The organism is Acinetobacter sp. ANC 4173 (genome assembly GCF_004331255.1).
Lineage (GTDB): Bacteria > Pseudomonadota > Gammaproteobacteria > Pseudomonadales > Moraxellaceae > Acinetobacter.
On record NZ_SJOF01000001.1, the window covers coordinates 293,922 to 317,173 of the forward strand.

General features: G+C 40.5%; 16 protein-coding genes. 5 read left to right on the forward strand and 11 right to left on the reverse strand.

The window, feature by feature from the left end; translation table 11 throughout:
- Nucleotide 1: 1 nt before the first annotated feature.
- From E0H94_RS01355 to pilG, 5 genes are all read right to left on the reverse strand, one after another.
- Nucleotides 2–4,477 carry an Hpt domain-containing protein gene (locus E0H94_RS01355; protein WP_131324778.1) on the reverse strand — a complete coding sequence of 1,492 codons (4,476 nt, stop codon included), beginning with the start codon at nucleotides 4,475–4,477 and terminating at the stop codon, nucleotides 2–4.
- Nucleotides 4,478–4,634: 157 nt separating this feature from the next.
- Nucleotides 4,635–6,707, reverse strand: coding sequence for a methyl-accepting chemotaxis protein (locus E0H94_RS01360; protein WP_131324779.1), 2,073 nt, complete (start codon nucleotides 6,705–6,707; stop codon nucleotides 4,635–4,637).
- A 48-nt stretch (nucleotides 6,708–6,755) separates the two neighbouring features.
- Nucleotides 6,756–7,292 (reverse strand): chemotaxis protein CheW, encoded by a 537-nt coding sequence (locus tag E0H94_RS01365; protein WP_016167068.1) that lies wholly within the window; start codon nucleotides 7,290–7,292, stop codon nucleotides 6,756–6,758.
- Between the two features lie 3 nt (nucleotides 7,293–7,295).
- A complete protein-coding gene (locus tag E0H94_RS01370) occupies nucleotides 7,296–7,664 on the reverse strand; it encodes a response regulator (RefSeq protein ID WP_131322356.1) in 369 nt (122 codons plus the stop codon).
- Nucleotides 7,665–7,684: 20 nt separating this feature from the next.
- A complete protein-coding gene (gene pilG, locus E0H94_RS01375) occupies nucleotides 7,685–8,068 on the reverse strand; it encodes a twitching motility response regulator PilG (RefSeq protein WP_116760298.1) in 384 nt (127 codons plus the stop codon).
- A gap of 282 nt (nucleotides 8,069–8,350) precedes the next feature.
- Between pilG and E0H94_RS01380 the strand changes: the two genes are divergently transcribed.
- From E0H94_RS01380 to E0H94_RS01395, 4 genes are all read left to right on the forward strand, one after another.
- Complete coding sequence (locus E0H94_RS01380) at nucleotides 8,351–8,992, forward strand: hypothetical protein (protein ID WP_131324780.1); 642 nt, start codon at nucleotides 8,351–8,353, stop codon at nucleotides 8,990–8,992.
- Between the two features lie 26 nt (nucleotides 8,993–9,018).
- The gene (locus E0H94_RS01385; protein ID WP_131324781.1) at nucleotides 9,019–10,122 is read left to right on the forward strand and encodes an efflux RND transporter periplasmic adaptor subunit; all 1,104 of its coding nucleotides are present in this window, start codon (nucleotides 9,019–9,021) and stop codon (nucleotides 10,120–10,122) included.
- Between the two features lie 15 nt (nucleotides 10,123–10,137).
- Complete coding sequence (locus E0H94_RS01390) at nucleotides 10,138–13,242, forward strand: efflux RND transporter permease subunit (RefSeq protein ID WP_131324782.1); 3,105 nt, start codon at nucleotides 10,138–10,140, stop codon at nucleotides 13,240–13,242.
- Nucleotides 13,243–13,331: 89 nt separating this feature from the next.
- Nucleotides 13,332–15,047, forward strand: coding sequence for a proline--tRNA ligase (locus tag E0H94_RS01395; RefSeq protein ID WP_131324783.1), 1,716 nt, complete (start codon nucleotides 13,332–13,334; stop codon nucleotides 15,045–15,047).
- A gap of 57 nt (nucleotides 15,048–15,104) precedes the next feature.
- On the opposite strand, the gene E0H94_RS01400 is transcribed toward E0H94_RS01395, so the two are convergent.
- The 6 genes from E0H94_RS01400 to E0H94_RS01425 all read right to left on the reverse strand — a co-directional run bounded on the left by E0H94_RS01400 (nucleotide 15,105) and on the right by E0H94_RS01425 (nucleotide 22,324).
- Nucleotides 15,105–16,442, reverse strand: a complete 1,338-nt coding sequence (locus E0H94_RS01400; protein WP_131324784.1) for a hypothetical protein — start codon at nucleotides 16,440–16,442, stop codon at nucleotides 15,105–15,107.
- Between the two features lie 26 nt (nucleotides 16,443–16,468).
- Nucleotides 16,469–18,706 (reverse strand): DUF6160 family protein, encoded by a 2,238-nt coding sequence (locus E0H94_RS01405; RefSeq protein WP_131324785.1) that lies wholly within the window; start codon nucleotides 18,704–18,706, stop codon nucleotides 16,469–16,471.
- A gap of 23 nt (nucleotides 18,707–18,729) precedes the next feature.
- The gene (locus tag E0H94_RS01410; protein ID WP_131324786.1) at nucleotides 18,730–19,347 is read right to left on the reverse strand and encodes a hypothetical protein; all 618 of its coding nucleotides are present in this window, start codon (nucleotides 19,345–19,347) and stop codon (nucleotides 18,730–18,732) included.
- 10 nt (nucleotides 19,348–19,357) lie between these two features.
- The gene (locus tag E0H94_RS01415; RefSeq protein WP_131324787.1) at nucleotides 19,358–20,755 is read right to left on the reverse strand and encodes a hypothetical protein; all 1,398 of its coding nucleotides are present in this window, start codon (nucleotides 20,753–20,755) and stop codon (nucleotides 19,358–19,360) included.
- A 278-nt stretch (nucleotides 20,756–21,033) separates the two neighbouring features.
- Nucleotides 21,034–21,603: a dCTP deaminase gene (dcd, locus tag E0H94_RS01420; protein WP_099338403.1), complete on the reverse strand. Its 570-nt coding sequence runs from the start codon at nucleotides 21,601–21,603 to the stop codon at nucleotides 21,034–21,036.
- Between the two features lie 127 nt (nucleotides 21,604–21,730).
- Nucleotides 21,731–22,324, reverse strand: a complete 594-nt coding sequence (locus tag E0H94_RS01425; protein WP_131324788.1) for a LysE family translocator — start codon at nucleotides 22,322–22,324, stop codon at nucleotides 21,731–21,733.
- A gap of 370 nt (nucleotides 22,325–22,694) precedes the next feature.
- Here E0H94_RS01425 and E0H94_RS01430 point away from each other — a divergent pair, with 370 nt between their 5' ends.
- Nucleotides 22,695–23,234, forward strand: coding sequence for a DUF2062 domain-containing protein (locus E0H94_RS01430; RefSeq protein WP_131262792.1), 540 nt, complete (start codon nucleotides 22,695–22,697; stop codon nucleotides 23,232–23,234).
- Nucleotides 23,235–23,252 lie beyond the last annotated feature (18 nt).

The window sequence follows — 23,252 nt, forward strand, 5'->3', positions numbered from 1 at the left end:
ATTACCCCTGTTTCACAGTCAAAAGACTTTCAATGTTATTCAACAATTCAGCCTCTTGGAATGGTTTGCCCATGTAGTGAGTGACTCCCAAACTAAATGCACGTTCACGATGCTTTTCACCAGTACGTGATGTAATCATGATAATTGGCAATTGCTTATGAACTTCATGGTGGCGAATCAAGTTCGTCACTTCAAATCCATCCATACGTGGCATTTCAATATCCAGTAGCATTAAATCTGGTTTGACGTTTTCTAACTGCTCTATAGCATCAACACCATCTTTCGCAGTGACCACATCATAACCTTGTCGCTCTAACAAGCGTGAAGTCACTTTACGTACTGTAACCGAGTCATCCACAATCATAATTAAACGACGTGTATCACTGTAACGGTATGAATCACGTTGGCCATGACCATGTTTCACACGTTGTGTGGTTTGTACTTGACGGGCAATATTTTGACCATCCAGAATCAAACACACCTGACCATCACCCAGAATCGTTGCACCAGCAATTGCGCCAATTGCAGCAAATTGCTGACCAATTGGTTTCACTACAATTTGCGCACGTGAGCCGATCAACTGATCAACCAATAAGGCAATGGTTTGACCACTATTGCCCTTAATTAACAGTACAGGCAACGAATGAGCAATATTGCTTAAACGCGGTAAAGGCTGATTGGAAACAAATTCCGAAATATAACGTAACTTATAGCTTTGATTATCAATCTTGAAATAATCTTCTTTACTATTAAAGTAAGTTTCTAACGTTGCTGGTGAAATTCGAACAATACGCTCAATGTGTGCCAAAGGCAGTGCGAATTGCTGATCGCCAGATTTCACCATTAAGGCGTCACTTACAGCCACAGTCGTTGGAACGCGGATACTAAAGCTTGTTCCTTTTCCAAGTGTTGAGTCTACAGTGACATGACCACCCAATGCTTTAATCGAACTTTGCACGACATCCAGACCGACACCACGTCCAGAAATTTGGGTAATCTGCTGCGCTGTACTGAAACCTGGATGGAAAATAAACTGTAGAATCTCTTCTTTTTCAAGTGATTGATCAGCTTTCATCAAACCTAAAGAAATAGCTTTTTCTTTGATTTGATTCACATCAATCCCTTTACCATCATCATGGAACTCGACTACAACATCTGTGCCTTGACGGCTAATATTCAGTTCAATTTTTCCAATTTCAGGTTTGTTTGCCGACTGACGCTGTACAGGATCTTCAATACCATGGTCGACAGCATTTCGTAACATATGCTCAAGCGGGGTCACTAAACGCTCAAGAATAGTGCGATCTAGTTCCCCTTCAGTATTATTGACAATTAACTCCGCAGGTCGGTTTAGAGTTGAAGCTGTCTGGCGCACAATACGTTGCAAACGAGGTAATAAACGTGAGAATGGCACCAAGCGTGTTCGCATTAAACCTTCTTGAATTTCGGCCTGAATACGAGATTGCTGTAATAACAAACCTTCCGTATCACGAATTTTTTCAGCCAAAGTACTCTTGAAATCGACCAAGTCCGAAGCAGATTCCGCCAAGGATTTAGACAACTGATTTAACGATGAATATTGGTCCATTTCCAATGGGTCAAAATCAGCATATCGACCAACTTCACTGCCGTGTTTGGCAATAATTTGTGACTCTAATTCACCTTCCATTCGACGCAACTGGTCTGCAAGACGCTTAATCGCCAATTCCATCTCATTCAATGTATTGCCTAATTGACCAAGGTCCATTTCAATACGTGAACGGTTAATCGAATTCTCACCCGACAAATCAATCATCTTCTCAATCAAATCAGCTGAAATTCGAATCATTTCATTCGATTGATGATTGGCTCCAAAGCTTTCCCACTCGCCCATCATTGCAGGTGGTTCTGTTCCATCCCCTTGAATAAATTCAAAGCTTGGCGCAGTAATCTGCGTGTGTTTAGAGTTATTACGGCTTGGCAATTGAACAGTGACATCTGCATATTCAATTGCTTCCAAGCCCGCTTTTAAACTATCGAAATTAGTATAATCATGGTCAAAAATTGCATGTCTTAACCATGTAATCGTGGTTTGTAGTAATGGATCATAAACATTTGAATTAAAGTGATGAACTGCAAACTGTTCAAAAGCACTTTCTAAACGATATGCAATCGCCCCTACTGGCTCAATTTCAACCATGCGCGCACCACCTTTAAGGCTATGTGCTGCACGTTGCAATTGAAGCAATAAACTACGGTCACTACGTTGCTCAGACCAATTCCGCAGCAGCTTTTCCATGGTATCGAAAATTTCTGCGGCTTCTTCGTAGAAAGTTTCTTCAACAATTGAGCGTACACTCTCATCAAGTGCTAAAGATTCAACTTGAAGTGATGACTCAACAATGTTTGATTGTGATACTGGCTCAACCCAATCAGAAGTTTCAGGCTCTTCTTCAAACGAACTGACTTCTGCGTGTACAGGCTGTACAGCTGGCGGTTCAATGGTCGTAGCTTCATATGCAACCACGTGTTCAACAGCAGATAGTTTTTGTTCTGTAACCACCTCTGTATCTGTAGATACCACAGATCCCGCAACCAAAGCTTGAATATTATTTAAAATATCAATCGCTTCTGGAGCTGGATAATCAACTTTTTCTTCTCGAATCGTTTGAATACGATCGGCAATGTTGTCTTGAACCAGACGAACAATCTGAATTAAAGCAGGAGATGCTTGAATTTGCTGATTGATAATACGCTCATAAATGGTTTCTAATTCATGCGCAATTAAACCAATATGCGTCGCTTGAATCATATTTGCACCACCCTTCAGGGTATGCAAATAGCGCATTAAATTATTCAATGCTGCTGTATTGGATTGATCACTGCTCCATGTATGAACATCCTGATCCATTCCCATCAGCAATTCATCAGCTTCTTCGAGGAAGATATCCAGTAGATCTTCATCAAATTGTCGATTAGCTTCATCTACATCAACTAATTTCACATCACTATGCAAGCGTTTTGACAAAGTCGCAAAGTTAACGCCAATGACCTGATGACCAGATTCAGCCGTTAAATCTGCTTCAAGCTCAGTCGTATTTTCTTCAGATAGGTTTTCTTCAACTGGATCAAAAATTTCCAGATCTTGCTGTACAAATGCCGTTAAGTTTTGAAGCACTTGCTCTGCTGGCGCAGATAAACTTATGCGCTGCCCCGCAGCTAAAGTATCAAACAGATAGATAAATTCTTGATGTGCCTGAGCAAATAACTCATAAGCATAGTCGATATTGAGTAATGTTGGTTTAGCTAAAAGCGTTTGATAACATTTATCTAAAACCTGAATAAAATCATGAATCCCTTGTGAAGCACGATTATTGGTATGCTCGGCTAATAAACTCGCTTTTTGACTTAATTGCTCGACATAAGTAGGAAATTCATTTTTAATCCGTTTTTCAAATTCGAGTTCTGTATCCAATAACAGATCAATATCCAATTCAATTAATTGCGATACTAAACCTTGTGGATTTGCACTAGATTCAAACTCTTCTTGATTAAAGCCGTAATTTTCCCATGCTTGATTAAAAGTTTGATCAATTTGACTTAAATTTTCGAGTTTACCCTGACGTAGAATATGCAAGAAGTCTCGCACAAATTCTGCATACTGAATGAGTAATGCTGTTTCATTTGAAGTTGAAACAATCTCTTCTTGTAAAAGCGTCTTAAATAAATTTTCAACTTTTGAACTGGCATCAAAAATTTGCTGGATGTGTGCCATAGATGAACTACCCCGCAAAGTATGCAAGGCACGAATCAACCCATTATAATCAGGCACTTCACCAGCTTCTTGTTTTAAGAAGTGATCAATCGTTGCAAGATGTTCTTCCGCTTCTTCAATGAAAATTGAAGTCGTCACTTCTTGTAAATCGCTAGATAGCTCTTCTTCCACCAAGGCAATATCTGCTTGAGAAGTACCTAATTCCAGTCCAGTCAAATCATCCGAAGATCGGAGCTGATCCGCTAAAGATAATAACTCTTCAAGTGCAGGCTCAATTGATCGACCCTGTTGTAGCTCTTGTCCCAATAGAACCAAAGGTCTTAAATCAATTTCTATCGGTTTGACCGATTTAAACTGCGGATAAAGCTTAAACTGAAAAACACGATAAACCGTTTCTGCAAATTTCTGGATCTTAAGCCCTAAAGGAACAGAACCGAAAATGACACGATTTAAAGTATCTTCGACAGCCCAAGCCACTTCACCAGCAGACTTTGCCCCCACCATACGACCCGAGCCTTTCAAAGTGTGAAAATGGCGTCGAATGGTCGTTAAAGTATCCTGATCAGAAGGATTTGCTAACCACTGCTCAAAAACAGTATCTAATTCTTCAAAAATTTCTTCAATTTCTTCTACAAAGATCTCTAGAATTTCAGCATCTTGGTCAAGATAACTATCTTCTGGAAGCGTTGTCGTATCGACTAAATTTTCTAATATTTCTTTCATAGCTTTGGCTTCTTACATTTCTCGCCACCATAAAAGGCGCTAAAACCTGAGTGTAATCATCACGCCGAACTTTATTCTAGAAGTGCAGCGGTTCGATGCTTAAAACTAGATAAGTATTCCGACCTGTGTCAGATCGGAATACCCTTGAATAGCTAACTTATTCAGGTAGTTTGAAGTCCGTTACAGATTCACGCAGAGATTCTGCCATATTGGCAAGTTCAGAAACCGAACGTGCTGTATCGAAGGTCGCTGTTGTCGTCTGTGACGTAATCTCTTGTACAACATTCATCGTTGTCGCAATATGACCTGCAGATGCCGATTGCAGTTTTGCTGCATCCGAAATGCTCGCAATCAGTTTTGCCAAGTTACCCGATACGTTTTGAATCTCATCCAGTGCTACACCCGCATCTTTAGACAAGTTCGCACCACGAACAACTTCCGAAGTGGTTTGTTCCATTGAAATAACGGCTTCGTTGGTATCTGTTTGAATGGTTTTAACCAGTGTTTCAATCTGCTTGGTTGCAGAGGCAGAACGTTCCGCAAGACGTTGTACTTCATCGGCTACAACCGCGAAACCACGACCAGCTTCACCCGCCATAGATGCCTGAATGGCTGCGTTTAATGCCAAGATGTTTGTTTGGTCTGCAATATCGTTAATCAGGGCAACAATGTTACCAATCTCTTGAGACGACTCACCCAAACGCTTAATACGTTTTGATGTTTCTTGAATCTGCTCACGAATGATATCCATACCTTCGATTGAACGGTTTACAACTTCTGCACCATTGGTTGCAATCTGTACTGAACGTTCTGCTACCGTAGCCGATTCAGAAGCGTTGGCAGATACTTGGTCAATTGACATTGCCATTTCATTAATTGCGGCAGATGCACCTGCAATTTCTTGTGCCTGATGCTCAGAAGCTTCTGCTAGCTGGTTGGTAATAACCTGTGTATTTTGCGTATAGTGTGCAACCTCTGCCGAAGTTTCCGTAATACGCGAAACCAACTCACGTAATTGATCAATCGCAAAGTTAATCGAGTCGGCAATTGCACCCGTAAAGTCTTCAGATACTGTTGCGTATGAACGTAAGTCACCATCTGCCAAGTCTGCAATTTCATCAAGTAAACGTAAAATCGCATTCTGGTTACGGTCATATTCTTCTTGTAAACGTGACACACGAACCTTATCGGCTTCACCACGAAGTACCAGTAATTTAAATACGCAGAATAAGAAACCAATCAGTGCAATAATTAGACCCAAGGCAGGAATTGCAATTGACCAACCTGTACCGCCAGATAGCTTGTTTAGGTTTGTTAACAATGCATCTGATTGTTCAAAAATTGAAGAAGAAGCTTGACGTACTTTTACAATTTGCGTGGAGTTCTTTAAAACTGTTGCTGCCGCAGATTTTAATACTTCATCATATTCCGCTTTAATACCGTCTAAAGATTCACGTAAAGCAGGTTCTGCAATCTGTTGCACACCCAGTTCTGCACTACCGTTAATTTGTGCATTCAAATATGAACCAAACGTTTCAGTATCCGCACTAAAGTCATCTGCTGATGCGCTCGAATTGGTTGTACCTGTTAATACCGAGTTAATCGAACGTAAAATACGTTCCGCAATAAACACCTGGTTTTTCGCAATAACCACCTGACTACTTGGCATATTTTGACGTGCCATTTGGTCAACCATCAAGTTATATTCAGCCTGAATACCTGGAATACTTTCACTGATCGCAATGTTAGTGTCATATAACTGATTAATGATTTTTTGTTGTGACGCAATTAAATCAATATTTTCAGAAACTTTTTTCCATTGAGCATCTACTTCACGTAAGGCTGGAGTACTCGCATGAATATCATTCACCGTTTCAAGGTTTTCAGCGAAAGCCTTTTGTGAATCTGTCAACTTTTTGATGGATTCTGGTGTACCTGAAGCAGTTGCTTCTGTCGCTTGACGTGAAATCGTTTGAGATAATAAACGTAAGTCACCCAAACTACGCGTAAATTCGTTATTACGCGGTACGCTATAGAAAAGATATAACAGAAGAAATAGGGCCAAGATGATACAAAATGCTGCACCCAAAATTAATGGTTTGGACTTTTCACTGTCACCGAATACACGCGAAAACTGTTCCGTCTGTGATTGAAATTTTGCTACTAAAGCATTACCACCCGCACGGTTGGTACTTTCACCTGCATTTTTCTTTTTTAGCTTAAAGCCCATGCAGCTTCTCCCCGAATTTTGCCTTCATTCTTAATGAGTGGGACTATATTAATTTATAAGTTTTATAGATGCGTTCATATATTTTGGATTTTGCAATAAACGACTAAATAAGAAAACATGCCATTGTTGGTTATGTTGATGAAAATACCCTTGGCAATATTCTTGTAAATTACTATCTAAATCTTTATGTTTAGAAAAGAAACTTTTCTTATTAAAGTGTTGAATGCCCAAAACCTGATCGACGACTAATCCGACATAATGATCATGATGACTGATACATAAGACTTTTTGTGTCGGTGAATATTGGCTTCGATGTCCAGAAATATAATGTGACAAATCTGCAACCGAGAGCAATCGTCCACGAATATTTGCTAGCCCCATCACCCAAGACTGAGTATTTGGAACAGGCGTATATTTTGGTGGATAAATAACTTCCGAAACCTCACCTAGAGGGGCAACAAAATATTGCCCCATCATTTCAAATGCAATCCCTGACCATCGGTTTACTTCATTCTCAGTCGAAACGTAGTTTTTATTCCCACGTTTCGCCAGACGAAGTAATTCGATAAATCCGTTCGCTGCCATAGTTTATCCTGCGTTGAGGTGCTGCTTAATGGTATCGATCAATTGCTGTTCATCAATTGGCTTGGTTAAGTAATCACATGCACCCTGACGTTTACCCCAAACACGGTCAGTTGCTTGATCTTTGGTACTCACAATAACAACTGGAATGTGCTTGGTCGTATCGCCACGCGCAATTTGACGTGTTGCCTGAAAACCATTCACCCCAGGCATCACCACATCCATAAGCACCAGATCAGGAAGCTCTGCTTGTGCCATTGTTACCCCGTCTGCACCATTTGAAGCTTCAATGACTTCAAATCCGTGCTTGCCTAATATCTCTCGGAAACGGAATGTTTCTGTAGGCGAATCATCTACAATCAAAATACGAGCCATGCTCTTCCCCAATACAAAACTTATGCTGTTACGTGATTACGAATTGCGTTTAAAAGTTCATCTTTACTGAATGGTTTTGTTAAATATTCATCAGAACCGACAACACGTCCTTTAGCCTGATCAAATAAGCCATCTTTGCTCGATAACATAATGACAGGAATATTTTGATAATTTTGTGAGTTTTTAATCAGTGCACAAGTTTGATAGCCATCTAGACGTGGCATCATAATATCGACAAAAACAATATCTGGATTTGCTTCGGCAATTTTTGATAAAGCTTCAAAGCCATCTACTGCGGTGACCACATCACAACCTTCACGTTGTAATAATGTTTCAGCTGTACGACGAATGGTTTTTGAATCATCAATTACCATGACTTTTAGATTTTGAAATTTATCGTCCATTTAATGACCCGTCCCATTTTTAGAATGTACATACATTTGGTATATAAAATTTTATTACAAGTTACTAACATTTTTAACATATATTTACTTGTATTTTCAATGAACAGTTTTGAACTAAGTCGACACTTTCGTCTAATTCCACAAACAATTTCACACTTTAATTCGTCCCAATATTTTTTTTGATGAATAGAGGTTTTTTCTTGTCTAGATTAGTTCTAATATAACTTTATTATTACTTAAAAATAAGTAATTTAGTCAACTTTAACTTCTGTGGGGAATTCAATGAAAAGTCAGTTTAGTCGAAAACTTGCTTTCATTGCAGAAAAGGAAATCGCATTTAAAGTATTGCTGATTAGCCTGTTGCTCCTCCAATCGGCATTTACTTTTGCTGAAGAGGTAAAGGCTGTTTGGTATCGTTACTATGATAGCAAAGGTGTGGCGAATATTAGCACCAGTGTCACCCCCAATCATCTTCGCTATGGCTATGAAGCACTCGACCGCAATATGCAGGTGATTAAACGCAATCGCCCCTATAATGCAGTAACTGAAGAAAAAAGAGCACCGCAACGTGCTGCCCAGGCCAAACAGCGTGAAGCTGATTTACGTTTAAAACGTGCCTATACCAATAGTCAAGTTGCCACTCAAAAGCGTGATGATGCCTTAGCTTATCTCAAAAAGCAGATCAGCTTTCAACAAGACCAGCTCAAACAATTGCAAAGTGATCGTATTTTCTTTAAACGACAAGAAATGGAATATTTACGTAAAGGTGATCCAGTCCCTGCGATTTTGAAAAGTACCCTCGCGAATAATGCGACCAATATTAGCAATAAAAAACAGCAAATTCAGACGTTACAAACCAACTATCGCAATACACAGGCTGAATACGCGAATATGATTGCGCGCTTAAAAGCCATGGAAAACTAATCCTACAATGCAGTAAGGACATTTAGATGCAGCATGTATCCCGATTATTTCAATCACCCGCCCTCACAATCTGCATTTGTCTTTTACTCACAGCATGTCAAAAACAACCTGAAACCTCACCATCCCATGAAAATAAGAAAATTGAGCTGATTCAGCAAGATTTAGTTGCGTTTAATTATGGTCAATCTGTAGAAAAAACCTCCTTTACAGGCAGCATTCGTGCTGTGACTCAAAGTAGCTTGCAATCTCAAGTGACTGCGACAGCGACTTCTGTGCGTGCTGATATTGGAGATGCTGTACAGCAAGGACAAATCTTAATCCAGCTCAATAATCAAGATAATGAAGCTCGTCTAGCTCAAGCGAAAGCGAATTTAGCCGCGACCAAAGCGCAAGCCAACCTCGCTCTAAACATGATGAAACGTAAGCAACGGTTACTTGATCAAGGCTTTATTTCCAGAGTTGAATTTGAACAAAGTCAGGTGGACTATCAAGCGCAATTAGAAAATGTCAACGCACAACAAGCGACGGTCGATATTGCACTGAAGGCGGAACAAGATGGGACTTTACGTAGCCCAATTACAGGAATTGTGACCAAACGTCAGGTTGAACCTGGTCAAACCGTTACAGCGGGTCAAACCTTATTCGAAATCGTTGATCCAACACGGTTAGAACTACAAGCACGCTTACCGAGTGATCAACGCAATGCGTTAAAAGCTGGGCAAAAAATTGAATATCGCATACAAGGTAGTCCTGAAACACTGACCGCAACCCTGAGTCGCATTTCCCCCCTTGCTGATTTAAACAGTCGCCAAATTGAATTTTATGCCACACCAAATTCAACCCTTAACCCGTTGAGTATAGGTGCCTTTGTCGAAGGGAGTATTCTGGCAATGCCCTCTACATCTGGACAATTGATTCCCTTAGACACGATTCAAAACATGACGCAAAAGCCTTATGTCTGGGTGATCCGTCAGCAAAAAATTGAACGCATTCCGATACAAATACTTGAGCAGCGCTATAGCGAAAATATGGCTGTCGTCTCTGGACTTGCAAATGGCGATCAAATTAGCCGTGTAAAGTTCAATGATGAGGATCTTCATAAAACCGTTACGATTCAGCAAAACCAATAAGTTTAGGGTCTTAAAATGTGGTTAACCCGTATCAGCGTAAAATATCCTGTCTTTACCATCATGATGATGTTGTCGTTGATGGTGCTCGGCTTAGCTTCATGGCAACGCATGAGCGTAGAGGAATTTCCTGATGTCGATTTTCCATTTGTGGTCGTGCATACCACTTATCCGGGTGCCTCACCTGAAACGATTGAATCTGAAATTACCAAAAAAATGGAAGATCAGATCAATACCATTTCTGGACTTAAACAAGTTATCTCACAATCGAGTGAAGGACTTTCTACCATCATTGTTGAGTTCAATCTAGATGTTCCCTCTGCTGTCGCTGCTCAAGATATTCGCGACAAAATAGCGCCTGTGACTGCCGAGTTTCGTGATGAAATCCAAGACCCTGTGGTCGAGCGTTATGACCCAACTGCCAGTGCAATTTTGTCAATTGTATTTGAGTCCAATAGCCAGTCCTTACGTGAGCTCAGTACTTATATCGACCAGCGGATTGTGCCCGAATTACAAACGGTATCTGGCGTGGGTGCAGTCAACTTATTAGGCGATAGCCAGCGTCAAATTCGAATTGTTATTGATCCATATAAATTACAAAGCTACAGCATTGGCATCGACCAAGTCATTAACACCTTAAAAAGTGAAAATATTGAAGTTCCAGGTGGCACCCTCAAACAAGCCAATTCCGAACTTGTGGTCGAAATTAAATCCAAAGTGATTCATCCCTATGCTTTTGGAGATTTGATCGTTGCCACCAAAAATGGCAGTCCGATTTTTCTGAAACAAGTTGCGACTGTTGAAGACAGTCAAGCAGAACTAGACTCTAGCGCTTTTTTAAATGGCAACCCTGCTATCGCGGTAGATGTATTGCGCAACTCCGATTCCAATATTATTCAAGTGGTAGATGGCACCCGTAAAGCTTTAACCAAGATTGAACAGCAACTCCCAAAAGGCGTCAGCGTTAAAGTCGTGGTCGACAGCTCCCAAGGCATTCGTGGCAGTATTCAAGATGTCACCCGAACCATTCTTGAGGGTGCAATACTTGCGGTTTTCATCGTCTTACTTTTTCTGGGTTCCTTCCGTTCCACCATCATTACGGGTATGACCCTGCCCATCTCTTTGCTGGGGACTTTAGCCATGATTTGGGCTTTTGGTTTTAGCATTAATATGATGACGCTGTTAGCCTTGTCGCTAAGCATTGGCTTACTGATTGATGATGCAATTGTGGTTAGGGAAAACATTGTCCGCCATACTGATATGGGTAAAGATCATGTGAGTGCAGCTTTAGATGGAACCAAAGAAATTGGCTTGGCGGTCTTGGCCACGACCTTAACCATTGTGGCGGTATTTTTACCGGTTGCCTTTATGGGCGGTATTATCGGTCGTTTCTTTTACCAATTTGGGGTGACGGTCAGTATAGCGGTGCTGATTTCCATGTTTGTCAGTTTCACCCTTGATCCCATGCTCTCTGCACATTGGACAGATTCAGACAAAAAAACTAAAAAAGCAAACCTATTAAGACGTTTCTTTGACGCTATTGCACGTCTGCTAGAGCGTATTACCCACGTTTACGAATACTTATTAAAGTTGGCATTACGCTTTCGCTTAATTACCCTCATGATTGCGATAGCCTCTCTTTTTGGTGCATTGGCTTTATCTAAAATGATCGGTACTGAATTTGTACCTACGCCAGATAAAGCTCAGATTCGGATCAAATTTGAAACGCCAGTTAACGCATCTTTGGAATATTCGCAGGCCAAACTGTTACAAGTCGAGCAAATTCTAAGACAGAACCCTGAAGTACTCGGTACTTATGGGGTGATTAATGGCGTTACAGATCGTGGGAAAAACCATGTCAGTCTGCGTGTGACGGTGACCCCACGCCAACAACGTGATAAAACGCTGATTCAACTGAATAATGAATTCCGCAATCGACTGAAAAGCATTGCAGGAATTCAGGTGACTTCGGTTGCCTCTGCCGATGAAAATGTTTCTGGCGGACAAAAACCGATCATGATCTCGATTAAAGGAGCTGACTTAGATCAACTGCAAAAAATCTCAGACCAATTCATGCAAGAGGTTGCTCAAGTTCGCGGCGTTGTCGACTTAGAAAGTTCACTCAAAGAACCTAAAGCGAGCTTGGCGGTTCATATTAATCGGGTTTTAGCGAATGATTTAGGTTTATCTGTCAGCCAAATTGCCAATGTTGTGCGCCCTTTAATTGCTGGGGATGATGTCACGTCTTGGCAAGATGACAAAGGTGAAACTTATGAGGTCAATGTTCGATTAGCTGAAAGCCAACGTAGCCTACCGAGTGATTTAGGCAATTTATACATTAACTCAGCAAAACAAGATCAGTCAGGACAAAATATTTTAGTGCCTCTTGGCAGTATCGCCAGCCTAGAACAAAGCTTAGGAGCTTCTCAGATTAATCGTCGTGATTTGGCACGAGAAGTCTTAGTTGAAGCCAATACGGCTGGGCGCCCTGCGGGTGATATTGGTGCCGATATACAAAAAATTCAGGATAATTTTAAACTTCCTTCGGGCTATAGCTTTGATACTCAAGGAGCAAATGCCGATATGGCTGAATCGGCAGGCTATGCACTCACGGCAATTACCTTGTCGATTGTGTTTATTTATATTGTTTTAGGTTCTCAGTTTAATAGTTTTATTCATCCTGCTGCCATCATGGCTTCACTACCGCTGTCGCTGATTGGGGTATTTTTAGCCCTGTTCTTGTTCAATTCGACCATGAATCTATTCTCCATTATTGGCATCATTATGCTGATGGGACTGGTCACCAAAAATGCCATCTTACTGATCGATTTTATTAAAAAGGCCATGGAGTCTGGCAGCAGCCGTTATGATGCGATCTTACAAGCGGGTAAAACCCGTTTACGTCCAATTTTGATGACCACCAGTGCCATGGTCATGGGTATGATTCCGCTGGCACTTGGACTCGGTGAAGGTGGTGAACAAAGCGCCCCGATGGCACATGCCGTAATTGGTGGGGTCATTACCTCTACCCTGCTCACCTTGGTAGTGGTTCCTGTGATCTTTACCTACTTAGATGACTTTAAGAATTTTCTGCTTCGTCTCAAACAGAAAATCATGGCATAATCCATGACAGTTCAATGGGCAGTCAACGTCGAATGACTGTTTCATTTTAGATTGGATTATCCTTCACGATTAATATTAGGACAGTATTCATGCGCGCGAGTCGCTTTTTATTTGCAACGTTAAGAGAAACCCCAAACGATGCTGAAGTTATTTCACATCAACTTATGCTCCGTGCGGGCATGATTCGTAAATTGGCTTCAGGTTTATACACTTGGCTGCCGATGGGCGTACGTGTGCTAAATAAAGTTGAAGCGATTGTCCGTGAAGAAATGAACCGTTCAGGCTCGCTTGAAGTATTCATGCCTGTAGCACAACCTGCCAGTCTATGGGAAGAGTCTGGTCGTTATGTACAATACGGTCCTGAATTATTACGTTTCAAAGATCGTCACGATAATCCATTCGTTTTGGGTCCGACCCATGAAGAAGTGATTACTGATTTAGCGCGTAATGAATTAAAAAGTTATAAGCAATTACCAATTAATTTCTACCAAATTCAGACCAAATTCCGTGACGAAATTCGTCCACGCTTTGGTGTAATGCGTTCACGCGAATTCATTATGAAAGATGCTTATTCTTTCCATGCAGATCAAGCATCTTTGCAAGAAACTTATGATCTGATGTATCAAACCTATTGCAACATTTTCACTCGTTTAGGTTTGGATTTCCGTCCAGTACAAGCGGATACAGGTTCGATTGGTGGTTCTGGTTCACATGAATTCCACGTTTTGGCTTCAAGCGGTGAAGATGATATCGCCTTCTCGACTGAATCTGACTATGCAGCCAACATTGAAATGGCTGAAGCAGTATTGGTCGGTGAACGCGCTGCTGCAACCCAAGCGTTGGAAATTGTCGATACACCAAATCAAAAGACCATTGCTGATGTCTCTGCATTCTTGAATTCTGATCCTGCACACTCTGTTAAAGCATTGTTGGTACAAGGTGTAGCAGACGAAAAAGGTAATGTTCCTGTCGTTGCCCTATTCTTACGTGGCGATCACGAGCTGAATGAAATTAAAGCTGAGAAGCACCCACGCATTGCATCACCATTAACGTTTGCAACAGAAGAACAGCTTGCAGCGCTTGGTTTAACCGCTGGTTTCTGTGGGCCACAAGGTTTAGTTGAAAAAGGTTTAACGGTCATTGTTGACCGTGCTGCATCGGTACTGTCTGACTTTGTGGCAGGTGCCAATCAAGCAGACAAACATGCAACAGGCGTAAACTGGGAACGTGATGCTCAATTCACCGAAGTGTATGACTTACGTAATGTGGTTGAAGGTGATCCATCTCCAGACGGTAAAGGTACGCTGCAAATTAAACGCGGAATTGAAGTTGGTCATATTTTCCAATTGGGTCAAAAATACTCAGAAGCTTTAGGCTGCAAAGTATTGGGCGAAGATGGCAAACCATTTACTGTCACTATGGGTTGTTATGGCATTGGGGTTACGCGTGTCGTCGCTTCTGCAATCGAACAGAATTTTGATGAGAAAGGAATCATTTGGCCAGCAGCAATTGCACCATTTGCAGTCGCAATTGTGCCAATGAATGCACACAAATCTCCACGTACTTTAGAAGCTGCTGAAGCTTTATATGCGGAGTTAACTGCTGCGGGTTATGACGTATTACTGGATGATCGTAACGAACGTCCTGGCGTGAAATTCTCAGATCTTGAATTAACAGGTATTCCACACCGTATCGTGATTGGTGAGAAAGGTCTAGATGCAGGCACGTTTGAATATAAAGGCCGTACCGATGCCGAATCTGTAAACATTTCTAAAGATGAATTATTAGCAAAAATTGCCAAGTAATTTCTATACTTAGAATAAAAAATCCCGCAAGTTGCGGGATTTTTTATTAAAACTAAATTAACAAAATTTCATGCCACCAAAGCAGTTAGAACGGAAATTTTGCCCTTGCAAGGTTAAGTTGGTCAGCGGGAAATCCAAAGTCGTGCTATTCATAGGCACATTACCCACGACTAATGCAGAACCTCCTACACATCCTGTTAATAGGTTTCCACAATTTCGTGGATTTTCAGTTAAGTCTTTATTAATCCCAGCAATGGTTTGCTGTAAAACTTGATTGGTAATTGCCACTTGCGTGGTTGGACTTAAGCTTCCCAATTCCACTTCATCTTCCATCGACAACCACCAGCCTTGATTGGCTGCAACAGCAGCACCCGGCCATAAGATCTTTTGTGATTGTAATGATAAGGATGCAGGGTTATTTAAGTATAACGCATGAATTAAACCCAAATTCTGATTGACCGTAATATCGGTTTTCAAGCCTGTAATGTTGCCTGTGACCTGTTTATCCAAATTCAAAAAACCAGCGACTGTCGCCTGTAATTGTCCACTAAAATCAATCTGCCCTACAGTACCACTGCCTTTTAAAACCACATCTTTTAGTCTCGTTCCTGACACAATGGTCGAGTTAATCGTAAAAGGGGCCGAAGTTGAAGAAAGGCTTAAATTATAATTATTCGAGGTATAAGAAATATCATAACAAGGGTCTAAAAAACCATCGACACACGTTGTTCCAGAACTACTTCCCAATAATCGGCCTTGCACAATACCATTGATGGTTAACCCTGTATCTGCATAAGTCATATTACGTGCCTGAGTTACGGCTGTACCAGAGGCGGTTTTAGTTTTCATGTAGCCACTAAAAGTGTTAATTCCATTTGGTGTTGCAGAGTTTTCTGTACCCAAAGTCATGAGTCCTGAAATCTTTTCAGCACTAACACGAAACCCCACCACTTCACGCGTGGCTGCTGAGTTCGGATTTTTTATCGCAAATTGTAAAAATGGATTGGTAATTTTAGCCGAAGTTGCTGCACGTTCATCAGAAGTATAATTTGCGTTCGCAGGTAAACCACTTAAAGAAATATTATCAATATCAATATCACAACTACTGGCTCGCACGCTGTTGTTGACCCCACCACAGCCCAATGCCAATTTATTGATATTGGCATTCAACTCCATAACCGCTTCCAAACCTAACTTATAAAAGCCAATATTAGATTGATTATAAGTGTCCCCTTTTTGATCGGTTTGTGTCGTGCCCTGTAAATACTGCAAGGTTAATAAAGCTTGACCCGATACATCCGATAGCTCCTGATCAGATAGGCTGTGCAAACTCTTTGCCATGACAGGTGTAACAGCGATAGCCAGTAAAATGCTTAATAATAATTTCGTCTTCATGACCACTAAAATTCCTTTCATTCTTTTTATCTTGGTGTAATGCCAAAACTGCTACGAATATTCCCACCAGTGAACACCATTGTGCCTAAATTCTGAGCACGATCTGCTGTCGGGTATAAATTAACATCGGCTTTTAAGACACCTGCTGCCTGATTCGTCGGGTTCAAGCGAATGTTATTATTAAATTTGACTTGATCCTTCTCTACCAAAATTTTGGCATTCAAATCAAACTCACCTTGAATTCGGTCAAAACCAATGGTGGCATTGTCTTGCACATTGCTAAAATGCAGGTAGTTTTTATTGGTGGTGGCATCAGAAGCATTCAGTTTAATATTGCCCTGAATCGCCAAATGATTATCTACTGCTGTACCCGGTAAAATGTTCAATTGTGCTGAAGAATCCAAACGTAATGCCAAGCCAAATAACACATCATCCGTATTGGTAAAACTATTGGCAGGAACAAAACAATTTAAACTGGTTGTTGCGACATTCGCACAAGCAGCTGCCTCGTAGCGACTGCCGGGTAACTGCCCCAATGCAATTTCTGCCCCCATTGCAATCACTAAACGAGGCAAGTCTAGCTTAATACCGGATTGCTCCATAGCAAGCACACCTTGCGTATCCATGAAGAAATCAATATTGCGTAGCCCCGTATAATAGTTCACCTCTTCCGCAGTATTAAAACTATTGGGTGCACCATCAATCAAAATAATTGAGGTAGTTTTCGAGCCTGCTGCATCACGCCCCTGAGTCGACATGGTTAAGCCGAAACCAATCGCTTCAGCATTATTTGCCCCATAAGTCGTGCCATATAAACCTAAATTGGCATTCAAATTATAAATGGGAATACCCAGCCCCCATGTTGCACTTTGGGAGGTAATTTGATGGCTCGCGTCATTACTGTTATTGGCAATAAATTTGGCATTTCGGGCAATCGCTTGAAAATCCATACCTCGTACTGCAATTGCGACAGCGTTTTGTGCATTATTACTTAAGTTATAACGACCAATGCCTGCTTGCTTGCCTAATAATTTGGCAATATTTTGCCCAATTTCAAACTCCAATGATTTGGTTTGCACGGCATTAATATAAATGTCACCAAAATTAATATAAGCCAGATTATTATTGGCAACTAAATTAGAATCGCTTTGAATACGAATTTGTAATGGCGTTAAATTACCAAACTCTATGGCATAAGAATTCTTACCTGTATGCCCCAGCTCAAATTTTGTCCCTTCCGCAGTTACAACACCAGATGCATTCTTCTCATCACGAGTAAAACTGGTTTTCACATTCAAGTGCAATCCCGTTGAACCAGTCATTTGATTACTTGATGTTGAAGCCCCTTCTGCTCCACCCAAATTTGTACGGTCAGCATTGACAGAGATTTCTGCATCTCGGAGTCGTCCTGATGCACCTAAACGGATAATGGAATTGAGTTGATCAGTATTCTCATTGGCGGTATACGATTTTCCATCATTGCCGACATTGGTTTTATATCGCACATCAATATTAAAACCTGGCCGAGTCTTACCTGGATTATCCAAGTCTTGAACACGCTCAAGGACAACTTCATTCACCGTACTGTCCGCAGCATTTGGCGAGCTGGTTGATAACACCATGCCTTTATTGGCATCGAGATATAAATAACCTGTACCTTTAAAATTAAAGTTAAAATCTTTTAAGATGAATTGGTTATATTCATTGCCATTTTTTAGCGTGTGGAAAATATTGGCATTTTGCAGACCAAATTCCAAATAGGCTTTATCTTTTGAGTTAAATAAACCACTTCGGGTTTCTAAGACAAAATTCATCGGTGCCCGATTTTGCAAAGTTAAAGCACCCAAGGTGTTTTGGTTCGCACAATCTGCACCACGTGTGCCATCGCCACAAACAGCCACTTTGGCAATATGTATATTGGCAGGATTAACCACCGCCTCTATGCGCATTCCGGTCTTATTGGCATTGGTTCCCACATCGAGCTTAACTTTTCCGCCAATTTTATTATTATCAATTTGACTCACTTCAATATTATTCAAGGAAAGATTCAGATTCCCAGCAGTACCATTTGAGAAATTGGCATTGTCTTTCCAATTTAATTGGTCAATGGTGACTCGGTCAGTTTCATAACTTAGACTGATTCCATCCTGTCCTGAAACAGTACGCAAGCTTTGATCTGAAAGTGCTTCTAAAGCATAAATCTGCTGCGCCAATAACACACTTGAAGCCAACACACTGAGTTTTATAATTTTGTTTGTACTCATTCACAGTTCCTTATGTGATTGAATTAACAACGTGAAGTCGCAGTAGAATTACAACTAAAAAACTTCATTGTTCCCGATAGGGCTAAATTTCCATGCATATTTAAGCCCGTAAAGCCTGTCTCTAAACCCCGATCAAACACAGACTCATGCGATGAACTATAAGTGGTTTGTTTTAAATAACCTTTTTGCGCATCACTCGTCCCAGAGTCTTTTTCAATGGCCAGTGCTTCAAAACCAAAATTACGAATCTGGATTGGATAACCGTCGAGAAAGGTCAATTTCATTGCTGTTTTATAGCCTGCACCGGTCGTTACAGTGCTGCCATCTAATTGAAATTTATCGATTGCAATTGTGCCTTGTATTTTTTTGAAAACCAGCCAATACAAGTTTCCACTGGCATCTTTACGATTACTCACGTTAAAGGCCAAACGGCAAAACTCATTACCTGCGCCATTACAGGAATACTCATAAGGGACTTCTGTAGTATTGGTCGGCAGGTTATGATTTAAAGAAAATGACCAGCTTAAATCTGCCCCTCCTTGTCCACGTATATTCGATAATTGGTTCGTATCTAATGCGTCTAAGGCAGCCGAAGCACACTGAGAACTCAACATTAGGACCGCAAGAATATAATGTTTCATTTATTCCCCCCTATAGCCCTGTCGTCGTAATTTTCAGATGTTGAATTAACATTCCATCGATGGCTGCAGATCCTAAATTGGTCTTGGTTCCTGTTGGGGTAACAAAACTCACCCCTACTGCATTGCTACTGGTATCTGCTTTTAAAAATTTATTGTTATTGGTAAAGCCTACCGTACCAATAGAGATACTGCTGTGTGTGGCTGTATTGCCTTGATAAGTTTGCCCCATGCTGATGGGATCACCACAGTATTGAACATTACAGGTTGACCCCTTATAAGCTGAAGCCGCACCACTCGCCAACGCCGTATAGTCGGTATAAATTTGTTGATAAACATTGGCTTTATTCGGAATACGGGTCAATTCAATAACAAAGTTTTGACCATCTGCTGCTGTATCAACAATCAACGGCTGATAAACACTTCCTAGCACCAAGTTAATATTCGGACTATATAAAAACACGCCATCATTCGGATTAAAATTGGGTGCCGAAGTTTTAGAAATCGCAGGCGTGGTTAAATCATTGGTTATATCTGTGCCTAAGGTTTCTGCTGTACTAATACGCAATGCTTTGGATTTATCTTCAGTTGCAGTGCTTGGATTATCATTGGTATTTAATCGAATGAGTCCCGCCAAACCTAAAGTATTGTTATAAGATGTTGGTAGTGATGAGCTGGCTGCTCCCCCCAAGGTCTGGAATAACTTTAAATTAGATCCATTCAAAGACAAACCATTGGCCACCATTTGTAGTCTTAAACGACTGTCTAAACCATTTAAATTCGCAGGTGCACCGTTTTTAGCATCGACAGGTGCAGCAATCAAAGGATTACGTGCGAAGAAATCTCCCCACAGCCCTAATTTAATATTATTATCGCTTGCAGTATTGGCAGCACCATCAAGAGCATAAGGGGCTTCTAAAGATAAATAACTAAAATCTTGTGCAACCCCTGCAAAGTCATATACCACGCGGTTGGCAGTGGTACTAATAGACTTCACACTAAATACCCAGGGATTAGTTTCTTGCCCCCAATTGAAACCCAAATTACTGAAACGAGAGTTTAGATTACTGTCCGATGCCGACAGCGCTAAACCGTACAGGAATACATCTGCTTTTTTAGCCCCCGCAGTTTTGGCTGTGTCTGAAAGTGGTCCCACTGGAATAAAACGCACAAAACCTGTGTCATAGTTTCGGTTGGCTAAACGAGTTTGATTCTGAGCTGCAGTTAAACCATCTTCGGCAGTTTGAAATACCATTTTGAAATTTTCAGGCAAAATAGCAATGCCTTCGCCTGTAGAATTACTTAATACCTGATCTGAAAGTGCTTCTAAAGCAAAACTATAAGAACAACAAAGCCCAATCATGCTCGCCAGCAATGTTTTACGCAAAATTGTCGTATGCCGATCCGTCATCGCGACCTTCCTTGTTATTTGATGCTCCGCATCATTATTTTGTTCATCCTAGACTTGGTTATGCGTTGTTTTACTGTCAAATGTTCCGTATTAGGTACATTTCACCAAGACATTTTTAAAGCTCATTATGCTGAATAATTACACGATTGCAAAAAAAACTCGGAAAATGTCGGCATTTTCCGATGAATGAAGATTCCGAGCTTGATGCGTTTTTTAGCCATAAAAAAAACCTGTTTGATTGAACAAACAGGTTTTTTGGACGTCATACCAAATGTAAATTAAGCTTTTGGTAAAGTTACACCCGTTTGACCTTGGTACTTACCACCACGATCTTTGTAAGAAGTCTCACACACTTCATCACTTTCGAAAAAGAGCATTTGCGCAACACCTTCACCCGCATAAATACGCGCAGGTAAATTGGTGGTGTTGGAAAACTCAAGCGTGACATGTCCTTCCCACTCAGGTTCCAATGGCGTCACGTTTACAATAATACCGCAGCGTGCATAGGTCGACTTGCCCAGACATACGGTTAACACATTGCGGGGAATACGGAAATACTCCACAGTACGCGCTAAAGCAAATGAATTGGGTGGAATGATGCAAACATCAGACTCGATATCGATAAAACTTTTTTCATCGAAATGTTTTGGATCGACAATTGCAGAGTGAACATTGGTGAACACTTTAAATTCACGCGCACAACGAACATCATAGCCATAACTCGACACGCCATAAGAAATGAGCTTTTCACCATTCTCATCCAAACGTACCTGATTTTCCGCATACGGTTCAATCATGCCGTGTTTTTCGCTCATTTCGCGAATCCAACGATCAGACTTAATAGCCATTATTCTATTTCCAAAACTTCAAGCAATTCTTGCGCTGTACTTTAACTTAATTCAGCCGCAATGAAAATACGGGCACATGCGATGCTGCACGCTTTGAAAATTCGAATTCAATAGTGTACTTAGAAAATTAGAGGCTTAATAATGCCGAATAACTCAGTGGAATAGAAAAACTGACCAACACAATTGATGCTGTTTTTTGCAAATTAGATTTGGTTAACCAACTCACTCGATTGGTAGCTAGAATTGAGCCAATGAAGGTCCAGAAAAAAGCTATTGGGATGATTAACACTAAAAATACCAGCATATGTGCAACATAAGCATCTACATTACTCCAAACCACTGCTGGAAAAATAGCCGATGCAAAAAGTAATGCTTTCGGATTCAATAAAGTAGCTAGAAATAGCTCACGAGCACGAATCGTTGGTTGATTATAACTTTCTTCTACATCTGCCGTTTTCCATAATTTAATCGCTAAAAATAGAATATAAGCGGCACTGAAAAGTTTAAGTACAGTCGGGATAACAGGATAATGACGCGATACGGTACCAATAATGATACCCCACACGCTAATAGAAATCAGATAACCAAATGCTTCTGCAGGAATAAGACGAAATGATTTTCGAATGCCAACCTGAATACCAGATGAAGCAAGTAGAGTATTGGTAGGACCTGGGGTTAATAATAAAGAAACCACCAACCCTATAAAAAACAAAGAAACCATACCCTTACCTCACATTTGAGCGAATGAAGCGTAGTTGAATTGTTTCAATATAGCAAAAAAAATATTGTAAAGGAAAATGGTAAAAGTTTTTATAATTTTAACATACCCAATAAAAATCATCATCTTAACAAGAATAAGCCCCATAAAACCTATGAGTCATTCGGTAAAAATATATTATTTTTTTGTCACAATTCATTTAATTTTCATTCAGTGCTATACGATTTAAAACCATGATTCAGCAGTTTTTTTAAGTTTATTTTCAGTTTGGTATGTAACGCTACAACCTAAATCCTTACAGCAAAAAGGTGAATCAACTATCGTTTTTCACTTAAATCATGCACAATACCCTGTCCTGAAAAGCTGATTTCGTATGGCAAAGAAATTTTTCCAATCGTGGCTTCCCTCTCCTGAAAAAGTCAATCAACTGAAGTTTATGCGGATTTTTGGTCAGCGCACTTTAAATCCCGTACTTTGGTACGTTAATCGAAAATCTATTTCCCATGCCGTTTTTATTGGCACTTTTTGGGGCATTCTACCTGTGCCATTTCACAGTGTGTTTATTGTGTTCACAGTATTACTGATTGAAGTGAACCTCCCTCTGAGCCTAACCCTTGCATGGTTATCTAACCCGCTCACTGTCGTACCCATTTTGTATTTAGGCTTCTGGTTAGGCAGTAAAATTTTCCAAGTCAATATGATTGATAAAGATATGATTTTAGGGGTATTACATCAAATTTTAAACTGGGTTAAAAACTTTGGGCATGGTCATATTGATCTGCATCTGGCCAAAATTTTGGTGACGGGATTAGTGTTAGAAGCATTGTTAACTGCATTTATTCTTTATATTTGCACACGTATTATTTGGCGCTGGTCGGTTTTGCGTAAATGGAATAAAAGATTTCATTCCTAAAAAGAAGCCCACAGCCAA